Genomic DNA, 20,923 nt, shown 5'->3' on the forward strand with positions numbered 1-20,923 from the left:
GTCAGTCGCGCAAGGCGATGCCGTCCAGCACCATCGAGAGGTACTGGCGGGCGATCTCCTCGGGACTGTGCCGTGCGCCCGGCCGGTACCAGGAGGCGGCGACCCAGACGGTGTCGCGGACGAACCGGTACGTCAGCCGGATGTCGAGATCGGTGCGGAAGACCCCGTCGGCCACCCCGCGCTCCAGCGTGCCGAGCCAGGCCCGGGCCAGGCGGCGCCGGGCGTCGGCGAGGTAGCCGAAGCGCGGATGCCGGTCGGCGAGGTGCCGGGCCTCCTTCTGGTAGATCGCGACCGCCGCGTGGTGCCGGTCGATCTCCCGGAAGGACTCGGTGACCAGCGCCTCGATGGTCTCCCGCGGGCCGAGGCCGGCGGCCAGCACCGCGTCGTAGCCGGCCCACAGCTCGTCCAGGAAGGCGGTGAGGATCTCGTCCACCATCGCTTCCTTGGAATCGAAGTGGTAGTAGAGGCTGCCCGCGAGCATCCCGGCCGCGTCCGCGATCTGGCGGACGGTGGTGGCGTTGTAGCCCTGCGCGGCGAACACCTCGGCGGCGGTCGCCAGGAGTTCGCCGCGCCGCTCCTCACGCATGCTGCGAGCTGACCGAGACGGTCTCCCCGGTCATGTACGAGGCGTAGTCACCGGCCAGGAAGACGATCACGTTGGCCACCTCCCACGGCTCGGCGTAGCGGCCGAACGCCTCCTTCGCGGTCAGCTCGGCCAGCAGTTCCGGGGTGGTCACCTTCACCAGGTGCGGGTGCATGGCCAGGCTGGGCGAGACGGCGTTGACCCGCACCCCGTACTCGGCGGCCTCCACCGCGGCGCAGCGGGTCAACGCCATCACCCCGGCCTTGGCGGCGGCGTAGTGCGCCTGGCCGCGCTGGGCGCGCCAGCCGATCACGGAGGCGTTGTTGACGATCACGCCGCCGGCCCCGGTGGCCTTCATCCGGCGCAGCGCGGCCCGGGTGCAGCGGAAGGTGCCGTTGAGGGTGACGTCGAGGACCTTCGTCCACTGGTCGTCGGTCATGTCGACGAGATCGGCGGTGCCGCCGAGTCCGGCGTTGTTGACCACGATGTCGAGCCGGCCGTGCCGCTCCTCGGCCAGTGCGTACAGGGCCGCCACCTGCGCCTCGTCGGTGACGTCGCAGGGCAGTCCGGCGACCCGGTCGGCCCCGAACTCCTCGGCCAGCGCGTCGGCGCTCTCGGCCAGCCGGCGGGCGTGCGCGTCCCCGATGACGATCCGGGCGCCCTCCTCCAGGAACCGGCGCGCGGTGGCGCCGCCGATCCCCGCGCCGGCCGCGGCGGTGATCACGGCCGTCCGCCCCTTGAGCAGATCGTGACCGGGCACGTAGGACGGTGCCGTCATGCCTTCGCCTCCTTCGGCAGGCCGAGCACCCGCTCGGCGATGATGTTCCGCTGGATTTCGTTGGAGCCCGCGTAGAGGGTGTCGGCGCGGGAGAAGAGGAAGAGCCGCTGCCAGTCGTCGAGGTCGTACGGCTCGCCGGCGGCGAGCATGCCGCCCGCGCCGCAGACGTCCATGGCCAGTTCGCCCAACTCGCGGTGCCAGGTGGCCCAGTAGATCTTCCCGATCGACGCCTCGGGGCCGGGGGCGCCGGCGGCGACGCCCTCCAGCATCCGCAGTGCGTTGCAGCGGATGGTCTCCAGGCCGATCCAGGCGCGCGCCAGCCGGTCGCGGATCAGCGGGTCGCCGGCCGCGCCGTTCCGTCGGGCCACCTCCATCAGAGTCTCCAACTCCCTTCGGAAGCCCACCTGTTGTCCCAGCGTGGAGACTCCGCGCTCGAAGCCGAGGGTGGCCATCGCGACCCGCCAGCCGTCGCCCGGCGCGCCGACCACGTGCGGGGCGCGGGCCCCGTCGAAGAACACCTCGTTGAACTCCGAGGTGCCGGTGAGTTGGGTGATCGGCCGGACGTCGACGCCGGGCTGGTCGAGCGGCACGAGGAGGTAGGACAGCCCCCGGTGGCGGACGGAGCCCGGTGCGGTGCGGGCGACGACGAAGCACCACTGGGAATCCTGGGCGAGTGAGGTCCAGATCTTCTGGCCGTCGACGACCCAGTCGCCGCGCCCCTCGTCGAAGGCGGCCCGGGTCCGGACGTTCGCCAGGTCCGAACCGGCGTCGGGCTCGCTGTACCCCTGGCACCACAGCTCCCGGACGGCGGCGATCTCGGGGAGGAAGCGGGCCCGCTGCTCGTCGGTGCCGAAGGCGATCAGGGTGGGGCCGAGGAGTTGTTCACCGATGTGGTTGACCCGCGCGGGCGCGTCGGCCAGTGCGTACTCCTCGTGGAAGGCGACCTGTTGCTCCAGGGTCGCCCCGCGGCCGCCGTACTCCACGGGCCAGCCGACGCAGGTCCAGCCGGCGGCGGCCATGTGCCGTTCCCAGGCCAGGCGTTCGGCGAACGCCTCGTGTTCCCGGCCGGGGCCGCCGCGGCCGCGCAGGGCCGCGAACTCCCCGGTGAGGTTGGCCCGCAGCCAACTGCGGATCTCGGTGCGGAAGCTCTCGACGGTGGTGGGGGCCTCGACGCTGCTCATGGCCGTACGTTAACCTACCAAACACTTGTTAGGGAAGGAGGTCGCCGATGACCGCCAGCGAGGAAACGTCCGTGGTGCGCTACGCCCGGCAAGGCCCGGTCGCCACCGTCACGTTGAACCGACCGGACTACCGCAACGCCCAGAACTCCGCGATGACCTACGCCTTGGACCGCGCCTTCTACCGCGCGGCGGAGGACGACGAGGTCAAGGTCGTGGTGCTGGCCGGCGAGGGCCGGCACTTCTCCGCCGGCCACGACATCGGCAGCCCGGGCCGGGACGCCCACCTGCCCTTCGACCGCAAGGCCGGACTGTGGTGGGACCACTCGGACAAGACCGGCGCGGAGAGCCGCTTCGCCCGCGAGTCCGAGGTCTACCTGGGGATGTGCCGCCGCTGGCGGGAGCTGCCCAAGCCCGTGATCGCCTCGGTCCAGGGGGCGTGCGTGGCCGGCGGTCTGATGCTGGCCTGGATCTGCGACCTGATCGTCGCCGCCGACGACGCCTTCTTCGCCGACCCGGTCGTGCGGATGGGCATCCCCGGCGTGGAGTACTTCGCCCACCCGTGGGTGCTGCCGCCGCGGATCGCCAAGGAGTTCCTGTACACCGGCGACCGCATGCCGGCCCAGCGGGCGTACGAACTGGGCATGGTCAACCGCGTCGTCCCGCGCGCCGAACTCGCCGCGAAGACACGGGAGTTGGCGGAGCGGATCGCCGAGATGCCGCGGATGGGCCTGGCGCTGACCAAGCGCGCCGTCAACCAGGCCGAGGACCTCCAGGGGCTGCACACCGGCCTGGACTCCGTCTTCGGCCTGCACCACCTCGCGCACGCCCACAACGCCGAGACCGCCCGGGACTCGCTGGGCGGGATGGACATCAAGAAGATGAAGGAGGCCGGTTCCTGATGGACCTGGAGGCAAGCGACGCCGACGCCGTGTTCCGGGCCGAGGCCCGCGCCTGGCTCGCCGCGCACGTCCCCGCGACGCCCCTGCCGTCGTTGGAGACCCGCGAGGGCTTCACGGCACACCGTGCCTGGGAACGGCAACTCGCCGCCGACCGCTGGTCGGTGGTCTCCTGGCCGGCCGAGTTCGGCGGCCGGGGCGCCACCCTCTTCCAGTGGCTGGCCTTCGAGGAGGAGTACTACGCCGCGGGCGCCCCCGGCCGGGTCAGCCAGAACGGCATCAACCTCCTCGCCCCCACCCTCTTCGAGCACGGCACCGCGGAGCAGCGCGCCCGCATCCTCGGCCCGATGGCGACCGGTGAGGTCATCTGGGCCCAGGCGTGGTCCGAGCCGGAGGCCGGTTCGGACCTGGCGGCGCTGCGCTCCACGGCCGTGCGGACCGACGGCGGCTGGCTGCTGCGCGGGCAGAAGACCTGGTCGTCCCGGGCCGCCTTCGCCGACCGCGCGTTCGGGCTGTTCCGCAGCGAGCCGGGAACGGCCCGCCCGCACCAGGGCCTGACCTACCTGATGTTCCCGCTGGACGCACCCGGCGTGACGGTGCGGCCGATCGGCCGACTGGACGGCAAACCGGCCTTCGCCGAGCTCTTCCTCGACGACGTGTTCGTCCCCGACGCGGACGTCATCGGCGAGCCCGGCCAGGGCTGGCGGGTGGCGATGAGCACCGCCGGCAACGAGCGCGGGTTGACCCTGCGCAGCCCCGGCCGGTTCACCGCCGCCGCCGACCGGCTCACCGCGCTGTGGCGGGAGAGCGGCGACCCGGCCGACACCGCACTGCGCGACCGGGTCGCCGACGCGGTGATCGGCGCCCGCGCCTACCAGCTGTTCACCCACGCCAACGCCTCCCGGATCGCCGCCGGCGGCACGCTCGGCGCCGAGTCCAGCCTCAACAAGGTCTTCTGGTCGGAGCTGGACATCGCCCTGCACGACACCGCACTGGACCTGCTGGGCCCCTACGGCATGCTCGCCGACGACGCCGACGACGCGCCCGCACACGGGAGTTGGGCCGAGGGCTACACCTTCTCCCTCGCCGGGCCCATCTACGCCGGCACCAACGAGATCCAACGCAACATCATCGCCGAGCGGCTGCTCGGCCTGCCGAAGGAGGCCCGGGCATGACGCAGCACCGAACGGTCCGGGGCGGCCCGGTCCGCACCGGTCTCGCGGGAGGGGCCCACCCATGCCCTTCCTGCTGACCGAGGAGCAACGGGACTTCGCCCGCACCCTGGACGCCCTGCTGGGCGCGGCCGACACCGCCACCGCGGTGCGTGCCTGGGCGGCCGGCGAGCACAAGCCGGGTCGCGCCCTGTGGACCCGGCTCGCCGAGACCGGGGTGTTCGCACTCGCGGTCCCCGAGGAACACGACGGGATGGGCCCGCTCCCCCTCGAACTAGCCGTCGCCTTCGTCGAGTTGGGTCGGCACGCGGTCCCTGGACCGCTGGTGGAGACGGTCGCGGCGGCGGCCTTCCTGGGCCGGTTGGGCGACGCCGGTGCGGCGGCCGACTGGCTGCCGCGGATCGCCGCGGGTGACGCCGTGGTCGGACTGTGCGCGGACGGCGCCCCGTTCGCCCTCGACGCGGACGCCGCCGACACCGTCCTGGTCGTCGGGGGCGACACGGTGTGCCGCACCGAGACCCACGGTCCGGTCCAGGCCACCCTCGATCCGGCCCGGCGGGTGTCCCGGCCGCTCGGCGGCACCGTCCTCGCCCGCGGCCCGGCGGTCACCGCGGCCGCCGGACACGCCGTCGCCCTCGCCCGGCTGCTGACCGCCGCCCAGGCACTCGGCCTGGGACGGGCCCTGCTCACCGGAACCGTCGACTACGTGCGCCAACGCACCCAGTTCGGGCGGGCGATCGGCTCCTTCCAGGCGGTCAAGCACCGACTGGCGGACGTCCTGATCGGGTTGGAGTTCGCCCAGCCGCTGGTGCACGCGGCGGCCCTGGCACTGGCCGGCGGCGCCCCGTCGGCCGGTGCGGACGTGGCCGCCGCGAAGGTGGCGGCCGGCGAGGCGTGCTACGCGGCGGCCCGCGCCGCCCTCCAGTTGCACGGCGCGGTCGGCTACACCGACGAGCCGGACCTCTCGTTGTGGATCCGCAAGGCCCGCCCCCTGCGGGACGCCTGGGGAACCCCGGCCGACTGCCGGGCCCGGGTCCTGGCCGGATAGCCCGCACGGACGTCGGCCCCGTACTCCCGGAGGTGCTCCGGGAGTACGGGGCCGACGCCTGTGCTCCGTCATGTCGGCGGTGGATCAGGCCACTTGACGGGGTTCCAGCTCCAGTTCCGCGGCCAGGCGCCGCCGGTGCGCGGCGGGCGCACCGAGGAGCTGGGCGCTGCCGTGGGCTCGTTTGAAGTAGCGGTGGGCGTCGTGCTCCCAGGTGATGCCGATGCCGCCGTGCAGTTGGATGGTCTCCCCGGCCACCGCCGAGAACGCCTCCGAGCAGGCGGACTTGGCGGCCGCGGCGTACCGCGTCAGCTCCGCCGCACCGTCCGCGGCGGCGTACGCGGCGCCGAGCGCGATCGACCGGGCCGCCTCCACCTGCACGTAGGCGTCCGCCAACCGGTGCTTGACGGCCTGGAAGGAGCCGATGGGGCGGCCGAACTGCACGCGTTCCCGGGCGTAGGCGACGGTCAGTTCCAAACAGCGTTCGGCCGCCCCGACCTGCTCGGCGGCGAGCGCCACGCTCCCCAGGTCGCGCACCCGGGCCAGCACCCGCTCGCCGTCGCCGTCGGCGCCCAGGAGCCGGCCCGCGGCCCCGTCCAGCGCGATCCGGGCCTGCGCCCGGGTCGGGTCCATCGGCACCAGCCGCTCGCGGCGCACGCCGGGCCCGTCCACCGGGACCTCGAAGAGCGCGACCCCGGCGGCGGTGCGGGCGGCCACCACCAGCAGCGTGGCGTCCGCGCCGTCCAGGACGTGGTCCTTGGTGCCGGTCAGCCGCCAGCCGCCGTCCGGGCCGCGGTGGGCCGCGGCGCGGATCGCGGCCGGCTCCCAGGAACCGTCCTCGGCCCAGGCCAGGGCGCCCACCGCGCGCCCCTCGGCGAGAGCGGGGAGCAGTGCGGCGTCGCCGCAGGCGAGCAGTGCCTGGGTGGTCAGCACCGCGGACCCCAGGAAGGGCACGGGCGCCAGTGCGCGCCCCAACTCCTCCATCACCACGTGGACTTCGAGGGGTCCGCAGCCGGCCCCGCCGTGCTCCTCGGGCACCGCCAGTCCGGCCGCGCCGATCTGCCCGGCGAGCGGGCCCCAGGCGTCCGGGCCGGGCTGCCGCGCCAGCAACTGGCGTACCGCGGACCGCAGTTCCTCTTGTTCCTCGGTCGGCCTCATCCGCCGTTGCTCCCTTCGTTCCTGGCCGTCCGGCGCAGTTCGCCCTTGAGGATCTTGCCGCCGGCGTTGCGCGGCAGTTCCGGTACGAGGTGGTAGCGCCGTGGCACCTTGAAGTTGGCCAGCCGTGCGCGGGCCCAGTCGGTCAGCTCCTGCGGGTCGGGGGCGGTGCCGTCGGCGGGGACGACGAACGCCACTCCGACCTCGCCGAGCCGCTCGTCGGGCGCCCCGACCACGGCCACCTCGCCGATCGCCGGGTGATCGCGCAGCACCCGTTCCACCTCCGCCGGATAGGCGTTGAAGCCGCCGACGACGTACATGTCCTTGATGCGGTCGGTGAGGGTGAGGAAGCCGCGGTCGTCGAGGACGCCGACGTCGCCGGTGTGCAGCCAGCCGTCGGCGTCCACGGCCGCCGCGGTGGCGGCGGGGTCGTCGAGGTAGCCGGGCATGACGTGGTAGCCGCGGACCACCACCTCGCCCGGCTCGCCCGGCGGCAGCGGCTGGTTGGCCGGGTCGACGATGCGCAGTTCGGTGCCGGGCAGCGGCGGTCCGACGGTGTGCGCGAGGGTCTCGGCGTCGGCGTCGGTCGGGCAGATGCAGACGACCCCGGCGGACTCGGTCAGCCCGTAGGCGGTGAAGACGTCCGGGATGCCGAGTTCCGCGCGGATCCGCAGCACGAGTTCGGCGGGCACCAGGGCGGCGCCGGTGCCGGCCAGTCGCAGCGAGTCCAGCCGGTACCGGTCCCGTTCCGGATGGTGGAGCAGCCCGTGGAAGACGGTCGGCGGACCCATCAGGACGCTGATCCGCTCCTCGGCGGTGCGCCGCAGGATCCGGTCGGCGTCGTAGACCTGCTCGGGCAGCATGGTGGCGCCGCGCAGCAGGCAGGCCAGGATCCCGGCCTTGTAGCCGAAGGTGTGGAAGAAGGGGTTGACCAGCAGGTAGCGGTCGCCGGCACGCAGGGTGACCAGTCGCGCCCAGGCGTCGAAGACCCGCATGGTCTGGCCGTGGGTGGCGAGCACGCCCTTGGGGCGGCCGGTGGTGCCGGAGGTGAAGAGGATGTCGGACAGGTCGTCGGGGCCTACGGCGTCGGTGCGGGCGGCCAGTTCGGCGTCGTCCACCTGCCGGCCGGCCGCCAGGTAGGCGTCGTAGGTGACCGTGCCGGGGCGCTCCCCGTCCCGGGGCGGGCCGTCGTCGCGGAGCAGCACGGTGCTGCGCAGCCGCCCGAGGTCCTCGCCGGAGTCGTGCAGCAGGTCGTCGTAGTCGCAGCCGAGGAAGCCGCGGGCGGTGAACAGCACGGTGGCGCCGCTGCGCCGGATGATGTCGGCGGCCTCGGCAGCCTTGTAACGGGTGTTGAGGGGCACGAGGACGGCGCCGACGGAGACCGCGCCGAGGACTGCGGTGATCCACTGGCGGCAGTTGGGGGCCCAGACCGCGATCCGGTCCCCGTGCCGGACGCCGTGGGCGAGCGCGGCCCGTGCCGCGGCGGCGACCTCCTTCTCCAACTCGGTGAACGTCCAACGGACTTCACCGTCGGACAGCGCCTCCCGGTCACCGTGGGCGCGGGCCGCGTGGGCGGCGAGTTGTGCGACGGTGGCCGGTGCCGCCGGCTGCGGCGGCCCTTGAGGGGTGTGGTGTGCCCAGGTCATTGGCCCTCCCGCTCCCTTGCTCGGAGGTGACGGCGGTGTGTGGTGCGGAACCGCCTACTTGACGTGCGGACGTGGCCGGTATCCAATCACAGTGTTTCGGTTAGGCATATACCTAGTAGAAACACGTAGAGAAATTCACCCCACCTCGGGAGGACGCGTGTCCACCTACATCCCGCCCACCGCCCCCACCACGTCGTTCGACGACGCCGCGATGCGCGACACGCTCAGTCGCTTCTGCACCGGCGTAGCCGTGATCACCGCGATCCAGTCCGACGGCCAACCGACCGGCATGGCCGTCCAGTCGTTCTCCTCGGTCTCCCTGGACCCGCCGCTGGTGTGCTTCTGCCCGGCCGGGACGTCCACGACCTGGCCGAAGATCAGTGCCGCCGGCCGGTTCGCGGTGAACGTCCTCGCCGCCGACCAGGAGGACCTGTGCCGGCAGTTCGCGGTCACCGGCGGCGACAAGTTCACCGACGTCGACTGGCGCTCCGGCGTCAACGGCGCGCCGCTGCTGACCGCGGCGCTCGCCACCATCGAGTGCGAACTCGCGGACGTGCTGCCCGGCGGCGACCACCTGATCGCGCTCGGCCGGGTCACCGCCCTGACGCCGCCGGAGCGGCTGCGCGAGACCAGCCCGCTGCTCTACTTCCGGCGCACCTACGGGCGGTTGACCGCTTCGCCGTCGGCGCCGTCGGTGCCGTCAGTGCCGTCGGCGGCTACCATCTCGTCCAAATCGGCCAGCATCGCGTCCGCCAGGTCGCGTTCGGAGGCGTAGTACCGCTCCGACCACTTCAGCGCGAGCGACGGGTAGGCCCAGGCCGCTTCGGCGCGGGCGCCGGCGGCGTCCGCCTCGGCGCGCTGCCGCATCGTCTCCGCGTACTCCCGGTGCCGGCCGAGCACGTCGCGCATCTGCTCGACCTCCAGCAGGTGCCCCAGCCAGAGCCGCAGCATCACGCCGTGCTTGAGCACCGGCGGCTCCACGGGCGCCTCGCGCGCCCACCGGCGGACCGCCGCCATGCCCTCGTCGGTGATGACGTAGACCCGCTTGTCGCGGTTACCGGTCTCCTGGGCGACCATCCGCGAGCTGACGTAGCCGACCTTCTCCAGGCGCTTGAGCTCGCCGTAGATCTGGCTGAACGACGGGCTCCAGTAGAAGAAGCGCAGCGACCAGTCCGACCACTTCTTGAGGTCGTAACCGGACAACTCCTCACCGAAGGAGAGGAGTCCGAGCACCGCCCAGCTGGTCGCCGGCAGCGCCGGACGCTCCGCGTCGACCCCGGCCTGCGCTCCGTGCGCCTTCTTCTCCGTCACGCTCCGCAGTCTACGGCCTCCCTGGTCCCCCACCTGACGGGACATCGTCGGCCCCCCTTCCCACTCGCCATGTATACCTGCTAGACATATTCCTATTAGAAATAGTCTCCGCACCTCCAGAACAGAGGAGGCAGTTCCGTGAAGTTCTCGATGATCTTCGAGGCACAGCTCGCCGACCCGACGCCCGAACGGGAGCGCCAGGTCATCCACGACTGCGTCGAACAGGCCGTCTACGCAGAGGAGATGGGCTTCGACCGCATCTGGGCGGTGGAGCACCACTCGCTCACCCAGTACGCGCACATGAGCGCCTCGGAGATCTTCCTCACCTGGGTCGCCGCCCGGACCTCCCGCATCCGGATCGGCCATGGCGTGGTCACCATGCCGTTCGGCTACCAGCACCCGGTGCGGGTCGCCGAGCGGGCCGCGATGCTCGACGTGCTCTCCGGCGGCCGGGTGGACATCGGCGCCGGCCGCGGCGCCACCAAGCAGGAGATGTCGATGTACGGGGTCCGCCCCGAGGACACCTACCCGCAGATGGAGGAGGCGCTGAAGATCTTCAGCAACGCCTGGCGGGAGGAGACCTTCGAGTGGCACGGCGGGCTCGACATCGGCCCCGGTGCGATCCTGCCGCGGCCCGTCCAGGGCCCGCACCCGCCGCTGTTCATGGCGTGCAGCAAGCACGACACCCTCAAGCTCGCCGCCGAACTCGGCATCGGCGCCCTGGTGATGGGCTTCGCCGGCGCGGACGACGTGCGCACCATGCGCAAGGTCTACGACGAGGCGATCGCCACCCGCGGCGGCGACCGGCTGGTCTCCACCGAGACCAACGACCACTTCTCCGCGCTCTGCCCGACCATCGTGCTGGACGACGGGCCGGCCGCCTACCGCATCGGCACCCGCGGTCAGCGGTTCTTCGCCGAGGCGATCGCCCACTGGTACGGCAACGGCCCGGCGCCCACCGTCCACGACGAGCACGACGACCACGTCGCCGCGCTGGCGCAGGACCGCGACGAGCTGGTCGCCAAGCTGCACGAGGCCAACATCCCCGCCCGCCCGGTCGACACCGGCACCTACAACGCCCAGCACGCCTACGGCACCCCCCAGGACGCCATCGCCTACGTCGAGCAGCTGCGCGAGATCGGCGTGGACGAGGTGATGTGCCTGATCCAGATGGGCACCGTGCCGCAGGATGCCTGCCTGGAGACCATCCGGCACTGGGGCGAGACGGTCATCCCGCACTTCCGGGCGCTGGAGGAGCAGGCATGACGACCGACGCGGCGCGGTTGGACGGCAAGGTCGCGGTGATCACCGGCGCCGGGCGCGGACAGGGCGCGACCGAGGCGCGCCTGTTCGTGGCCTGCGGCGCCCGGGTGGTGCTCGGCGACGTCCGCGAGGAGGAGGGCCGGGCACTCGTCGCCGAGCTGGGCGACGCGGCCCGGTTCGTCCGGCACGACGTCACCGACGCGGACGGCTGGCGGACGGTCGTCGACACCGCGGTCACCGCCTTCGGGCGGCTGGACGTCCTGGTGAACAACGCCGCCCTGTGGCGGACCGCGCCGGTCGACCAGGAGACCGAGGAGAACTTCGCGCTGCTGATGCGGGTCAACCTCCTCGGCCCCTTCCTCGGCATCCAGGCGGCCGTCCCGGCCCTGCGGAACGCCGGCGGCGGCTCGATCGTCAACATCTCTTCGACCGCCGGGCTCCGGGGCATCCCGGGGCACTCCGCCTACGGGGCGAGCAAGTTCGGGCTGCGCGGGCTCACCAAGTCCGCCGCGCTCGACCTGGCCGGAGACCGGATCCGGGTCAACTCCGTCCACCCCGGCATGATCGACACGCCCATGGTGGCGGACGTCCTGGGCCCGGCACCCGGCGAGCAGGAGTGGCCGCGGGTGCCGCTGCGCCGCGTCGGCCGCCCCGACGAGGTCGCGGAGCTGGTGCGCTTCCTGGCCTCCGACGCCTCCGCGTACATCACCGGTGCGGAGTTCGCCGTGGACGGGGGGCTGACCACCCGATGACCGACGCCCGGCCGGGCCCCGCGTCCGGCGCCCCCGACCCGCTCTCCCCGCTGGCCCGGCGGATCGTGGACGCGATGTCCGCGGGCTTCCCGGACCCGGCGCGCGGCCCGCTGGACGCCGGCGCACTGCGCCGCGCCTCCCGGGCCGCGCCGCCCGAACCCGGCGACGGCACGGTGACCTCGACCGACCGCACCGTGCCCGGCCCGCCCGGCGCACCCGCCCTCCCCCTCCGCGTCTACCGCCCGGACGCCCCCGCCACCGGCCCCCGCCCGCTGGTCGTCTTCTTCCACGGCGGCGGCTGGGTCCTGTGCGACCTGGACACCCACGACGGGCTCTGCCGGCAACTCGCCCGGCGCTGCGACGCGGTGGTGGTCTCGGTGGACTACCGCCGGGCCCCGGAGGACCGCTTCCCGGCCGCCGCCGAGGACGCCTACGCGGCGACCGGGTGGGCCGTCGCGCACGCCGCGGAGCTGGGCTGCGACCCGGCCCGGGTGGCCGTCGCGGGCGACTCCAGCGGGGGCAACCTCGCCGCCGCCGTCACCCTGATGACCCGGGACCGCGGCGGGCCCCCGCTCGCCGCCCAGCTGCTGGCCTACCCGGCGCTCGACCCCCGGCTCGCGGGCCGCTCGCCCGTCGACTACGCCACCGGCTTCTTCCACACCACGGCCCACATGCAGTGGTACTGGGACCAGTACCTGGGCCCGGACGGCGACCGGGAGCACCCGTACGCCGCCCCCGGACGCGCCGCGGACCTCACCGGTCTGCCGCCCGCGCTGCTGGTGCTGCCCGAGTGCGACCCGCTCCGGGACGAAGGGCGCGCCTACGGGCGGGCGCTGCGGGCCGCCGGCGTCGCGGTGCGGGTGGACGAACATCCGGGCACCTTCCACGGGTTCCTCGGCGCGGTCGGTGCGCTGCCGGCCGCGGACGCCGCGCTGGAGGCGGCCACCGCGTGGCTGTCCGGCACCCTGTGTGACCGCGGCGTGACGAGCCGGTGAGGGCCGGGTGGCGAGGATGGTGACAGTGTGCGGGGGAGCCGTGACGGCCCGTCGATGCGGTGCGCCGCCGCACGTCGAGTGCCAGACTTGAAGCACCGCGCCCGGCGGCCGGCCGGGGCCTGGGGACCGAGGGGAACGACATGACCTGGGCATCTTGGACCACGGTGGGGATCCACGCCCGCCCCGGCGCGGTGCAGACCGAGGAGGTCGGTCCCATGCAGGGGGACCTGACCATCCACACCACGTGGTCGGAGGACGAGGCGCACGTCGCCGTCCAGTACACCGGGTCCTCGGACTGGTACACCATGATCGGCAGCCCCGTCCCCTGCCATTCGGAGGCGGACAGCCGCGCCTTCCACCAGGCCGTCGTCGAGGCGGTCCGCGGCGGCGAGAAGGCGCAGGCGTCGCTGGAGGAGCTCTTCCGCACCGGCTAGCGCCGCCGGAGCACCCCTGATCGAACCCGGCCGGGACGGCAGCCGCCGCCCCGGCCGTCGTCGTGCCCGGAAATTCCTCCGCGCCCCGCACAACCCCCGTGCGCCTCGGTGAGTCTTCCCCCTCAGAACACACTTGGTCATCTTCCGACTACCTAAAGCTGATCAATTATCAATTTTTGACTATCTAGCACCGAAAATTGATCATTCCTCTTTACATGCTCATGCCAGACATACCAGGGTCTGTGCGGGGCCGGACGGCCCCCGCGGTGTGCAACGCCACCGCGTGTACGGGCGGTTGGCGCATGCCACCGTCCACAGCACATAAGGACGCCACACTGTGCGTAGACCCCACATACGCAGCCGCCGCCTGGCGATAGCCCTGGCCGTCAGCACGGCCGCCACCCTCACCGCCGGCGCCGCCGTCGCGGCCCCGGCCTCCCCCGCCGCCTCCTCGGCCACCGGCACCCCCTCGCTCGTGGCCGCCGCCCGCGCCGCCGCCTACGCGCACTCCGCGACCACCGGCGTCAGCCAGCAGGACACCCTCAAGGCCACCGACACCCTGGTCGACCCCGACGGCCGCCGGCACGTGCGGTTCGTCCGCATCCACCGCGGCCTGCCGGTGCTCGGCGGCGACCTGGTCGTCCACCTCGGTGCGGACTCCGCCTACCAGGGCGTGACCCGGGCCGCCCGGCACCGGGTCGACCTCCCCGCCACCGACCCGAAACTGTCGGCCGGCCAGGCCGCCACCAAGGCCGCCGCCGTGGCGCAGGGCACCGCCGGCGAGCCCCAACTCGTCGTCGACGCCCGGGAGGGCCGCACCACCCTCGCCTACCAGGTGCAGGTCACCGACAGCCGCACCGCCGAGGCCGGCGGCGCCCGGACCGTCGTCGTCGACGCCACCACCGGCGGCGTCCTGAGCAACGTGCCGGTCAACGACCCGTTCCTCTCCCCCTCCGTCCTGCGAAAGCTCCGGCAGCGCGGCGAGCGTCCCACCCCCAAGCCCGGTGCGGCCGCCACCCCGACCGCCCCGAGCAAGTCCACCGCCGGCAGCTTCCCGGCGCGGGCCACCGGCACCGGCGCGTCCCTCTTCGTCGGCACGGTGCCGCTGTCCACCACGCAGACCGCGAAGAACGCCTTCGTCCTGCGCGACGGCACCCGCGGCAACACCGAGACGCGGGACGCCGGCGGCAAGGAGCTGGAGAAGTTCATCAGCGCCAAGCCGCTCGTCAACGGCACCAACCGCTGGGGCGACGGCACCACCGCCAACCGGGCCACCGCCGCGGTCGACGCCCAGTTCGGCATCACCAGCACCCTGGACTTCTACAAGAAGACCTTCGGCCGCAACGGCATCAAGAACGACGGGGCCGGCGCGCACGCCCTGGTCCACTACGGCAAGAACGTCGGCAACGCCTTCTGGTCCTCGGACTGCGGCTGCATGCTCTACGGCGACGGCGACGGCCAGCTCTTCACCAAGCCGCTGGTGGTCCTCGACGTCACCGGCCACGAGCTGACCCACGGCGTGGTCGACGCCACCGCGAACCTCCAGCCCACCCGCGTCGACGCCGAGGGCCGCCAGTTCGGCGAGCCGGGCGCCCTCAACGAATCGCTCGCGGACATCTTCGGCAGCGCGGTGGAGTTCGCCACCAACAACCCGAAGAACCCGCCCAACTACCTCATGGGCGAGAACCTCGGCCTGGCCCAGAAGTTCCTGCGCCGGCTGGACGAGCCGTCCCTGGACAAGCTCGAAGGGGCCGTCGACTACTGGTCGAAGGACACCTACGACACCGAGGTGCACGCCGGCTCCGGCGTCTCCTCGCACGCCTTCTACCTGCTGGCCGAGGGCAGCGGCAAGAAGACCATCGGCAAGGTCGCCTACGACTCCCCCACCTACGACGGCGCCAAGGTGACCGGCATCGGCCGGGACAAGGCGACGGCGATCTTCTACCGGGCGCTCACCCGCTACATGGTCTCCACGACCGACTTCCACGACGCCCGGACCGCCACCCTCCAGGCCGCCAAGGACCTGTACGGCGCTACCAGCACCGCCTACCGGACGGTCGACCGCGCCTGGGCCGCCGTCAACGTCACCGCGGCCAACGCACCCACCCGCTGACCCGCTCGGCGCGACTGCCCCACGGGACGCGGTGCCCCGCCACGCGCGGCGGCACCGCGTCCTGGCCGGGGCGCGGTGCCGCCGCCTACGTTGACGCCATGACCGTGCGCACCGGCCCGACCCGTCGCCCCGGCAGCCCCGCCGCGGCGGGCGTCTTCGCGATCGGCATGGCGGGAACGACCCTGCCCACCCCGCTCTACGGGCTCTACCGCCAACAACTGGGCTTCTCCGAGCTGATGGTGACCGTGGTCTTCGCCACCTACGCCCTCGGCGTGATCACCGTCCTGTTCGGCGCGGGCAACCTCTCCGACCAGACAGGTCGGCGACCGGTGCTGTTCACGGCGCTGGGCCTGTCGGCGGCGAGCGCCGGGTGCTTCCTCTTCGAGGGCGGGCTGCCGCTGCTGTTGCTCGGCCGGGTGCTGTCCGGCTTCGCCGCCGGGCTGTTCAGCGGCGCCGCCACCGCCGCCGTCCTGGAACTGGCCCGCCCCGGCCGGGAGTCCCGGGCCGGTTTCGCGGCCACCGCCGCCAACATGGGCGGCCTGGGCTGCGGCCCACTACTGGCCGGTCTGCTCGCGCAGTACGCGCCCCGGCCACTCGCCCTCCCCTTCCTCGTCCACCTCCTCCTGCTGCTCCTCGCCGGGCTGGTGACCTGGTTCCTGCCGGAGACCGTCGCGCATCCGCACCGTCCGCGGTCCCTGCGTCCCCAGGGGCTGGTGATCCCCCCGGCGGTCCGCGGGGTGTTCGCACCCGCCGCGGTCGCCGCGTTCGCCGGCTTCGCCCTGCTCGGACTGTTCACCGCGATCGCCCCGAGCTTCGTCGCGCAGACCCTCGGCGTGCACAACCTCGCGGTGTCCGGGGCGGTCGTCTGCACGGTCTTCCTCGGCTCGACCCTCGGCCAGTCGCTGACCGGTCGGATCGGCGTCCGCGCCGCGCTGCCGGCCGGCTGCCTGATCCTGGTGGTGGGGCTGGTGCTGGTGGGGACCTCGCTCGCGACGGCGTCGCTGCCCGTCCTGGTCGCCGGCGCGCTCTGCGGCGGCACCGGCCAGGGCCTGGCCTTCCGTGCCGGACTGACCGCGGTGAGCGCCGCCGCCCCGCCGGAGCACCGCGGCGGCACCCTCTCCGCCTTCTTCCTCGTCGCCTACCTCGGCATCTCCCTGCCGGTGGTGGGCGTCGGCGCCCTGACCATGGCGCTGGGACTGCGCGGCGCGGGGCTGGCCTTCGCGGGGTGCGTCATCGCGGTGGCGGTGGCGGTCGGCGGGTACGTGCTGCGGCGCCCGCTGCCGGCGCACCGGCCGGCCTGACGCCGCCGGCGACGGGCCGGGGACTGGCCCGGCCAATTCCGGGCAGGGCTCCAACGACGTGTGCACCGCGCCGAGTTACGTCCCCATCCCAGGGACGTGAGACGTCAAGGAGGAGGACCGCCCGCCCGCCGGCAGGCCCGGCGGTGACGATCCGGTGGCCGCGCACCACACCGGTACAGGGCCCGCGCGCATCCATCGTGCCCCGTGCCGGAGCCTCGGCACACCGCATCACAGGAGTCCTCGCATGGCCGACACCCACCACCACGCCCGTCCGGACGGCACCGCCGACCCGACGGACCACTGCGACCTGCTCGTCCGGGACGCCCGCCTGCTCGTCATCGACGGTGACACCGAGGTGCCCGGCGGCTGGATCGCCCTCCGGGACGGCCGGGTCGCGGCGTACGGGCCCGCCGGCTCCGAGCCGGCGGGCGCCACCCGCACCCTCTCCGCCGCCGGTCGCCTGGTCACCCCCGGGCTGATCAACACCCATCACCACATGTACCAGAACCTCACCCGCGCCTACGCCCCGGCCGTGAACGGCACCCTCTTCACCTGGCTCACCACCCTCTACCCGCTGTGGGACGCCCTCGACGAGGAGGCCGTGCACCTCGCCACCTACGTCGGCATCGCGGAACTGCTGCTGGGCGGCTGCACCACCTCGATGGACCACCACTACGTCCATCCGCGGCCGCGCCTGATCGACGCCCAGATCCGCACCGCCCAGGAGGTGGGCTTCCGCTTCCACGCCACCCGCGGCTCGATGACCCGCTCGACCGAGGACGGCGGGCTGCCGCCCCGCTCGGTCACCCAGACCGCCGAGGAGGTGCTGGCGGACAGCGAGCGACTGGTGCAGACCTACCACGATCCGGCCCCGGGCGCGCTGACCCAAGTCGCCCTCGCGCCCTGCTCACCGTTCTCGGTGACCCGGGAACTGATGGCCGCGACCGCCGAGTTGGCCGAGCGGCTCGACGTCCGGCTGCACACCCACCTCGCCGAGGACCCGGACGAGGACGCCTACTGCCTGGAGACCTACGGCTGCCGGCCCGTCGAGTACTTCGAGTCGGTCGGCTGGATGACCGACCGCACGTGGGTGGCGCACTGCATCCACCCCACCAAGGAGGAGCGCGCCCGGCTCGCCGCCGCCGGGGTCGGGGTGGCGCACTGTCCCAGTTCCAACATGCTGATCGCCGGCGGGACGGCGGCGGTCCGGGAGATGCGCGGACTGGGCATGCCGGTCGGCATCGGCTGCGACGGCTCCGCCTCCACCGACCACGCCTCGCTGTGGCTGGAGACCCGCAGCGCCCTGCTGCTGGGTCGCTACCGCGGCGGCCCGTCGGCGATGACCGCCCGGGACGCCCTGGATATCGCCACCCGCGGCTCGGCCCGCTGCCTGGGCCGCGCGGACGAGTTGGGACAGCTGCGCCCGGGCGCCTGCGGGGACCTCGTCGTCTGGGACACCCCCCAAGTGGCGCTGGCCGGGGCGCTCACCGACCCGGTCGAGGCGTGGCTGCGCTGCGCCCCGTCGCGGGCCTGGACCACGGTCGTCGGCGGACGTGTCCTCGTCGACGAGGGAGCACTCCAACTCCCGTCACTTGACGAGAAGTTGAACGAGCACGCCCGGGTCGCCCGGCGGATGCAGGGCCTCGCCTGACGCTGCGCCCGTCAGACCTCGGCCCCCTCGACCCGGCGCCGCCCGTGGTGGAACGCGCAGTGCAGTCCGAGCGCCACCACCAGCGCCGCGGTCGAGGGGCTGCCGAACACCAGTTGCCACCACTCCGGGAAGCGGTGGTACAGGCGCGGGGCGACGACCGGGAGCATGCCGGTGCCGATCGCCGCCGCCGCGATGAGCAGGTTGTCCCCGTGGTCGAGCCCGGCCCGGCGCAGGATGTTGATGCCCACCGCGGCGACGGTGGCGAAGCAGATCAACGAGGCGCCGCCGATCACGGGTTGGGGCAGGGAGGCGATCGCCTCGCCCAGTTTGGGCAGGGTCCCCAGGAACACCATCACCACGCCGCCGGCGGCGGTGACGTACCGGCTGCGGATGCCGGTCATGAGGGTCAGTCCGATGTTGCCGGCGAAGACCGTGTCGGGGAAGGAGTTCATGGCGCCGCCGAGCACCCCGGACAGGCCGTCGGCGGCCAGTCCGCGGCCCAACGCCCGGTCGGTCAGCGGCCGTTCGACCGCCTCGCTGACCGCGATCATCTGCGCGGTCGACTCGGCGAACACCACCAACATCACGACGCACAGGGAGACCACGCCGGCGAGCGGGAAGGTGGGGGCCCCGAAGCGGAACGGGGAGACCAGCCCCCACCAGTCCGCGTCGGCGACGCCGGAGAAGTCGGTCAGCCCCATCGGCAGCGCCGCCAGCGTCCCCGCCAGCAGCGCCAGCAGCACGCTCACCTGGGCCAGGAAGCCGCGCAGGAACCGCCGGAGCAGCAGCAGGAAGCCGATCACCCCGCCGGCCAGGGCCAGATGGGCGGGCGGGGCGTAGTCCGCCGCCGCGGGGTCCGGCCCGGCGATCATGCCGGGGGCGGCACCGATCAGCGCCAGTCCGACGACGGTGATCACCACCCCGCTGACCAGCGGCGGGAAGGTCCGCAACGCCCGGGCGAAGGGGAACGCGACCAGCATCCCGAAGAGCCCCGCCGCGATCATCGAGCCGTAGACCGCGGGCATTCCGTACTGCCGAGCGATCACGATCATGGGGGTGGCGCAGACGAAGGAGCCGCCGGTCACCAGGGGCAGCCGGACGCCGAGGAACCGCCCGGCGCCCAGGCTCTGCACGACGGTGACGATCCCGGCGACGAAGATGTCCGCGTTGACCAGGGTGCTGACCGCCGCTTCGTCCAGTCCGGCGCCGGCTCCGAACATCAACGGGACCGCGATCGCGCCCGCGTACATCACCAGTGCGTGCTGCACCCCGAGGCCCAGGGTCCGCCCGAGACCGGGGTGCGGGGCGCCGTCCGCCGGGACGGGGCGGGGGCGGCGCAGCGGCGCGCGGCGTGGCGTCAGGGCCATGACAGAACCTCTCGGGCACGGAGGGGACGGGCGGTGGGGGGAAAGCACCCGCCCCCTGCCGGTGCGGCGCGGGGCCGGTCACAACTGACCTGCGGTACAGATGCGTTGACGTCAGTCGCCGCGGGCGGCGAGCAGCCGGGCGGCTTCGCGCGGCGAGTTGGCGTTGGACCTCCCGGCGCGCGAGCCGCCCAACTTCTCGGCGAGGTGCCGGCCGACGGTGGTGGGCGGGTACAGCGGGTCGGCCCCCACCGGGACGCAGCCGGGCAGGCAGCTGATCTCGGCGTCCCAGTTGCCGTCGTGGAAGAACGCGGCGGACCGGCGGCGCACCACGCGCCCACTTGCGTCGGTCGGCGGCAGCACCCGGTGCATGGTCGACAGCCACTGATCGTTGGTCCAACGGGCCAACAAGTCACCGAGGTTGACCAGCAGGCAGCCCGGTTCCGGCAGGACGTCGTGCCAGCGCCCCTCGGTGTCGAGGATCTGCAACCCCGGGACCCGGTCGGCCCACAGCACGGTGACGATGCCGTAGTCGGTGTGGGCGCCCATCCCCATCTGATCGCGGTCGACGACCAACTCCTGCTCGGGGACCAGGTAGTGGTTCATCCGGAGCACGTCGAGCGAATGGTCGGTGAACGGGGCGAAGTAGTCGGCGGGGAGCCCCAGCGCGTGCGCGAAGATCCCGGTCAGCCGCCGGGCCAGCCCGCCCGCCTGCGCACACCACTCGGTCACCGCGTCCCGGAACCCCGGCACCGCCGGCCAGAGGTTGGCCGGATAGTGCGCCTCGGGCAGGCCCAGGCCGGGGAAGGCGGCCGCTTCCGCACCGACGTTGAACGCCTCGAAGAGGTCCTCGGCCGCCGCGGGGACACCCAGACTCAGGCTGAGCTTCTCGGTGCGCGGCGGGGTGTAGCCGCGGTTGACGTCCGGCGACGGGGCGCACAGCGCCTTCTTCTCGTCCATCGGGAGCCCGAAGAACCCGTCCAGCGCCGCGGCGAACGCCCGCCCCGCGGCCTCGGGAATACCGTGCCCCCTGATCTGCATGAACCCGACGGTGCGCGCCGCCTGGTCGATCTCGCCCGCGATGCCGGCCCGGTCGGCGGCGGTGCCGTCCGTCCAGGCGGAGATGTCGATGACGGGTACGTCGAGTACGCCGTCCACAGCCGTGGCCCTGCCCATCGCATGCCGTCCTTCCGTCGCGCTCGGTCCTCTCCGGCGGCGCTCCGCGGTCCCCCGCGGCGCCCACCCACCCCTATCCGCTTCAACAGTTTGATGAACTTCCTGTT

The 20,923-nt window shown here is 73.4% G+C and carries 19 protein-coding genes; 11 read left to right on the top strand and 8 right to left on the bottom strand.

Going from position 1 to position 20,923, the window contains the following annotated elements:
* Position 1: 1 nt before the first annotated feature.
* The 3 genes from ACJ6WD_RS36845 to ACJ6WD_RS36855 are packed head-to-tail and all read right to left on the bottom strand — an operon-like array spanning position 2 to position 2,542.
* Positions 2-586, bottom strand: coding sequence for a TetR/AcrR family transcriptional regulator (locus ACJ6WD_RS36845; RefSeq protein ID WP_233661085.1), 585 nt, complete (start codon positions 584-586; stop codon positions 2-4).
* Complete coding sequence (locus tag ACJ6WD_RS36850) at positions 579-1,361, bottom strand: SDR family oxidoreductase (RefSeq protein ID WP_233661084.1); 783 nt, start codon at positions 1,359-1,361, stop codon at positions 579-581. Before ACJ6WD_RS36850 ends, ACJ6WD_RS36845 begins: the two co-directional genes overlap by 8 nt.
* Positions 1,358-2,542: an acyl-CoA dehydrogenase family protein gene (locus ACJ6WD_RS36855; protein WP_376444270.1), complete on the bottom strand. Its 1,185-nt coding sequence runs from the start codon at positions 2,540-2,542 to the stop codon at positions 1,358-1,360. The genes ACJ6WD_RS36850 and ACJ6WD_RS36855 overlap by 4 nt, the downstream gene beginning before the upstream one ends.
* Positions 2,543-2,589: 47 nt before the next feature.
* On the opposite strand from ACJ6WD_RS36855, the gene ACJ6WD_RS36860 reads away from it, so the two are divergent.
* The 3 genes from ACJ6WD_RS36860 (at position 2,590) to ACJ6WD_RS36870 (ending at position 5,658) form a co-directional block, all read left to right on the top strand.
* Complete coding sequence (locus tag ACJ6WD_RS36860) at positions 2,590-3,441, top strand: enoyl-CoA hydratase (protein ID WP_038524102.1); 852 nt, start codon at positions 2,590-2,592, stop codon at positions 3,439-3,441.
* Positions 3,441-4,613 (top strand): acyl-CoA dehydrogenase family protein, encoded by a 1,173-nt coding sequence (locus ACJ6WD_RS36865; protein WP_407617417.1) that lies wholly within the window; start codon positions 3,441-3,443, stop codon positions 4,611-4,613. The genes ACJ6WD_RS36860 and ACJ6WD_RS36865 overlap by 1 nt, the downstream gene beginning before the upstream one ends.
* Before the next feature lie 61 nt (positions 4,614-4,674).
* On the top strand, positions 4,675-5,658 hold the full coding sequence (locus ACJ6WD_RS36870) for an acyl-CoA dehydrogenase family protein (protein ID WP_376444261.1): 984 nt from the start codon (positions 4,675-4,677) through the stop codon (positions 5,656-5,658).
* An 84-nt stretch (positions 5,659-5,742) separates the two neighbouring features.
* Here the strand turns inward: ACJ6WD_RS36870 and ACJ6WD_RS36875 are convergent, their stop codons facing one another.
* Positions 5,743-6,813 (bottom strand): acyl-CoA dehydrogenase family protein, encoded by a 1,071-nt coding sequence (locus ACJ6WD_RS36875; RefSeq protein ID WP_376444258.1) that lies wholly within the window; start codon positions 6,811-6,813, stop codon positions 5,743-5,745.
* Complete coding sequence (locus ACJ6WD_RS36880) at positions 6,810-8,456, bottom strand: FadD3 family acyl-CoA ligase (RefSeq protein ID WP_376557406.1); 1,647 nt, start codon at positions 8,454-8,456, stop codon at positions 6,810-6,812. The genes ACJ6WD_RS36875 and ACJ6WD_RS36880 overlap by 4 nt, the downstream gene beginning before the upstream one ends.
* Positions 8,457-8,613: 157 nt before the next feature.
* Between ACJ6WD_RS36880 and ACJ6WD_RS36885 the strand changes: the two genes are divergently transcribed.
* Positions 8,614-9,231 carry a flavin reductase family protein gene (locus ACJ6WD_RS36885; RefSeq protein WP_233661078.1) on the top strand — a complete coding sequence of 206 codons (618 nt, stop codon included), beginning with the start codon at positions 8,614-8,616 and terminating at the stop codon, positions 9,229-9,231.
* Here ACJ6WD_RS36885 and ACJ6WD_RS36890 read toward each other — a convergent pair.
* Positions 9,114-9,767 (bottom strand): PadR family transcriptional regulator, encoded by a 654-nt coding sequence (locus ACJ6WD_RS36890; RefSeq protein ID WP_233661077.1) that lies wholly within the window; start codon positions 9,765-9,767, stop codon positions 9,114-9,116. The genes ACJ6WD_RS36885 and ACJ6WD_RS36890 overlap by 118 nt on opposite strands.
* A gap of 138 nt (positions 9,768-9,905) precedes the next feature.
* On the opposite strand from ACJ6WD_RS36890, the gene ACJ6WD_RS36895 reads away from it, so the two are divergent.
* The 7 genes from ACJ6WD_RS36895 to ACJ6WD_RS36925 all read left to right on the top strand — a co-directional run bounded on the left by ACJ6WD_RS36895 (position 9,906) and on the right by ACJ6WD_RS36925 (position 18,276).
* The gene (locus ACJ6WD_RS36895) at positions 9,906-11,033 is read left to right on the top strand and encodes an LLM class flavin-dependent oxidoreductase (protein WP_407617418.1); all 1,128 of its coding nucleotides are present in this window, start codon (positions 9,906-9,908) and stop codon (positions 11,031-11,033) included.
* Positions 11,030-11,782 (top strand): glucose 1-dehydrogenase, encoded by a 753-nt coding sequence (locus ACJ6WD_RS36900; protein WP_038524083.1) that lies wholly within the window; start codon positions 11,030-11,032, stop codon positions 11,780-11,782. The genes ACJ6WD_RS36895 and ACJ6WD_RS36900 overlap by 4 nt, the downstream gene beginning before the upstream one ends.
* Positions 11,779-12,777, top strand: a complete 999-nt coding sequence (locus tag ACJ6WD_RS36905; protein ID WP_407617419.1) for an alpha/beta hydrolase — start codon at positions 11,779-11,781, stop codon at positions 12,775-12,777. The genes ACJ6WD_RS36900 and ACJ6WD_RS36905 overlap by 4 nt, the downstream gene beginning before the upstream one ends.
* A gap of 140 nt (positions 12,778-12,917) precedes the next feature.
* Positions 12,918-13,211: a hypothetical protein gene (locus ACJ6WD_RS36910; RefSeq protein WP_037634725.1), complete on the top strand. Its 294-nt coding sequence runs from the start codon at positions 12,918-12,920 to the stop codon at positions 13,209-13,211.
* 337 nt (positions 13,212-13,548) lie between these two features.
* A complete protein-coding gene (locus tag ACJ6WD_RS36915; protein WP_407617420.1) occupies positions 13,549-15,324 on the top strand; it encodes a M4 family metallopeptidase in 1,776 nt (591 codons plus the stop codon).
* 98 nt (positions 15,325-15,422) lie between these two features.
* Entirely contained in the window at positions 15,423-16,625 is a 1,203-nt protein-coding gene (locus tag ACJ6WD_RS36920; protein ID WP_038524077.1) for an MFS transporter, read from the top strand.
* Positions 16,626-16,869: 244 nt separating this feature from the next.
* Entirely contained in the window at positions 16,870-18,276 is a 1,407-nt protein-coding gene (locus ACJ6WD_RS36925; RefSeq protein ID WP_407617421.1) for an 8-oxoguanine deaminase, read from the top strand.
* Positions 18,277-18,287: 11 nt separating this feature from the next.
* Here the strand turns inward: ACJ6WD_RS36925 and ACJ6WD_RS36930 are convergent, their stop codons facing one another.
* Positions 18,288-19,643, bottom strand: coding sequence for a solute carrier family 23 protein (locus ACJ6WD_RS36930; RefSeq protein WP_407617422.1), 1,356 nt, complete (start codon positions 19,641-19,643; stop codon positions 18,288-18,290).
* A 111-nt stretch (positions 19,644-19,754) separates the two neighbouring features.
* Positions 19,755-20,816, bottom strand: coding sequence for an isopenicillin N synthase family dioxygenase (locus tag ACJ6WD_RS36935; protein WP_407617423.1), 1,062 nt, complete (start codon positions 20,814-20,816; stop codon positions 19,755-19,757).
* Between the last annotated feature and the right edge of the window lie 107 nt (positions 20,817-20,923).

The organism is Streptomyces sp. VTCC 41912, from assembly GCF_045799175.1.
GTDB lineage: Bacteria > Actinomycetota > Actinomycetes > Streptomycetales > Streptomycetaceae > Streptomyces > Streptomyces albulus_C.

Coding starts and splice junctions, on each gene's coding strand:
- ACJ6WD_RS36910 (WP_037634725.1), top strand. CDS start 12,918: ATGACCTGGGCATCTTGGACCACGGTGGGGATCCACGCCCGCCCCGGC.
- ACJ6WD_RS36930 (WP_407617422.1), bottom strand. CDS start 19,643: ATGGCCCTGACGCCACGCCGCGCGCCGCTGCGCCGCCCCCGCCCCGTC.
- ACJ6WD_RS36860 (WP_038524102.1), top strand. CDS start 2,590: ATGACCGCCAGCGAGGAAACGTCCGTGGTGCGCTACGCCCGGCAAGGC.
- ACJ6WD_RS36900 (WP_038524083.1), top strand. CDS start 11,030: ATGACGACCGACGCGGCGCGGTTGGACGGCAAGGTCGCGGTGATCACC.
- ACJ6WD_RS36880 (WP_376557406.1), bottom strand. CDS start 8,456: ATGACCTGGGCACACCACACCCCTCAAGGGCCGCCGCAGCCGGCGGCA.
- ACJ6WD_RS36905 (WP_407617419.1), top strand. CDS start 11,779: ATGACCGACGCCCGGCCGGGCCCCGCGTCCGGCGCCCCCGACCCGCTC.
- ACJ6WD_RS36855 (WP_376444270.1), bottom strand. CDS start 2,542: ATGAGCAGCGTCGAGGCCCCCACCACCGTCGAGAGCTTCCGCACCGAG.
- ACJ6WD_RS36920 (WP_038524077.1), top strand. CDS start 15,423: ATGACCGTGCGCACCGGCCCGACCCGTCGCCCCGGCAGCCCCGCCGCG.
- ACJ6WD_RS36865 (WP_407617417.1), top strand. CDS start 3,441: ATGGACCTGGAGGCAAGCGACGCCGACGCCGTGTTCCGGGCCGAGGCC.
- ACJ6WD_RS36850 (WP_233661084.1), bottom strand. CDS start 1,361: ATGACGGCACCGTCCTACGTGCCCGGTCACGATCTGCTCAAGGGGCGG.
- ACJ6WD_RS36925 (WP_407617421.1), top strand. CDS start 16,870: ATGGCCGACACCCACCACCACGCCCGTCCGGACGGCACCGCCGACCCG.
- ACJ6WD_RS36875 (WP_376444258.1), bottom strand. CDS start 6,813: ATGAGGCCGACCGAGGAACAAGAGGAACTGCGGTCCGCGGTACGCCAG.
- ACJ6WD_RS36935 (WP_407617423.1), bottom strand. CDS start 20,816: ATGGGCAGGGCCACGGCTGTGGACGGCGTACTCGACGTACCCGTCATC.
- ACJ6WD_RS36870 (WP_376444261.1), top strand. CDS start 4,675: ATGCCCTTCCTGCTGACCGAGGAGCAACGGGACTTCGCCCGCACCCTG.
- ACJ6WD_RS36845 (WP_233661085.1), bottom strand. CDS start 586: ATGCGTGAGGAGCGGCGCGGCGAACTCCTGGCGACCGCCGCCGAGGTG.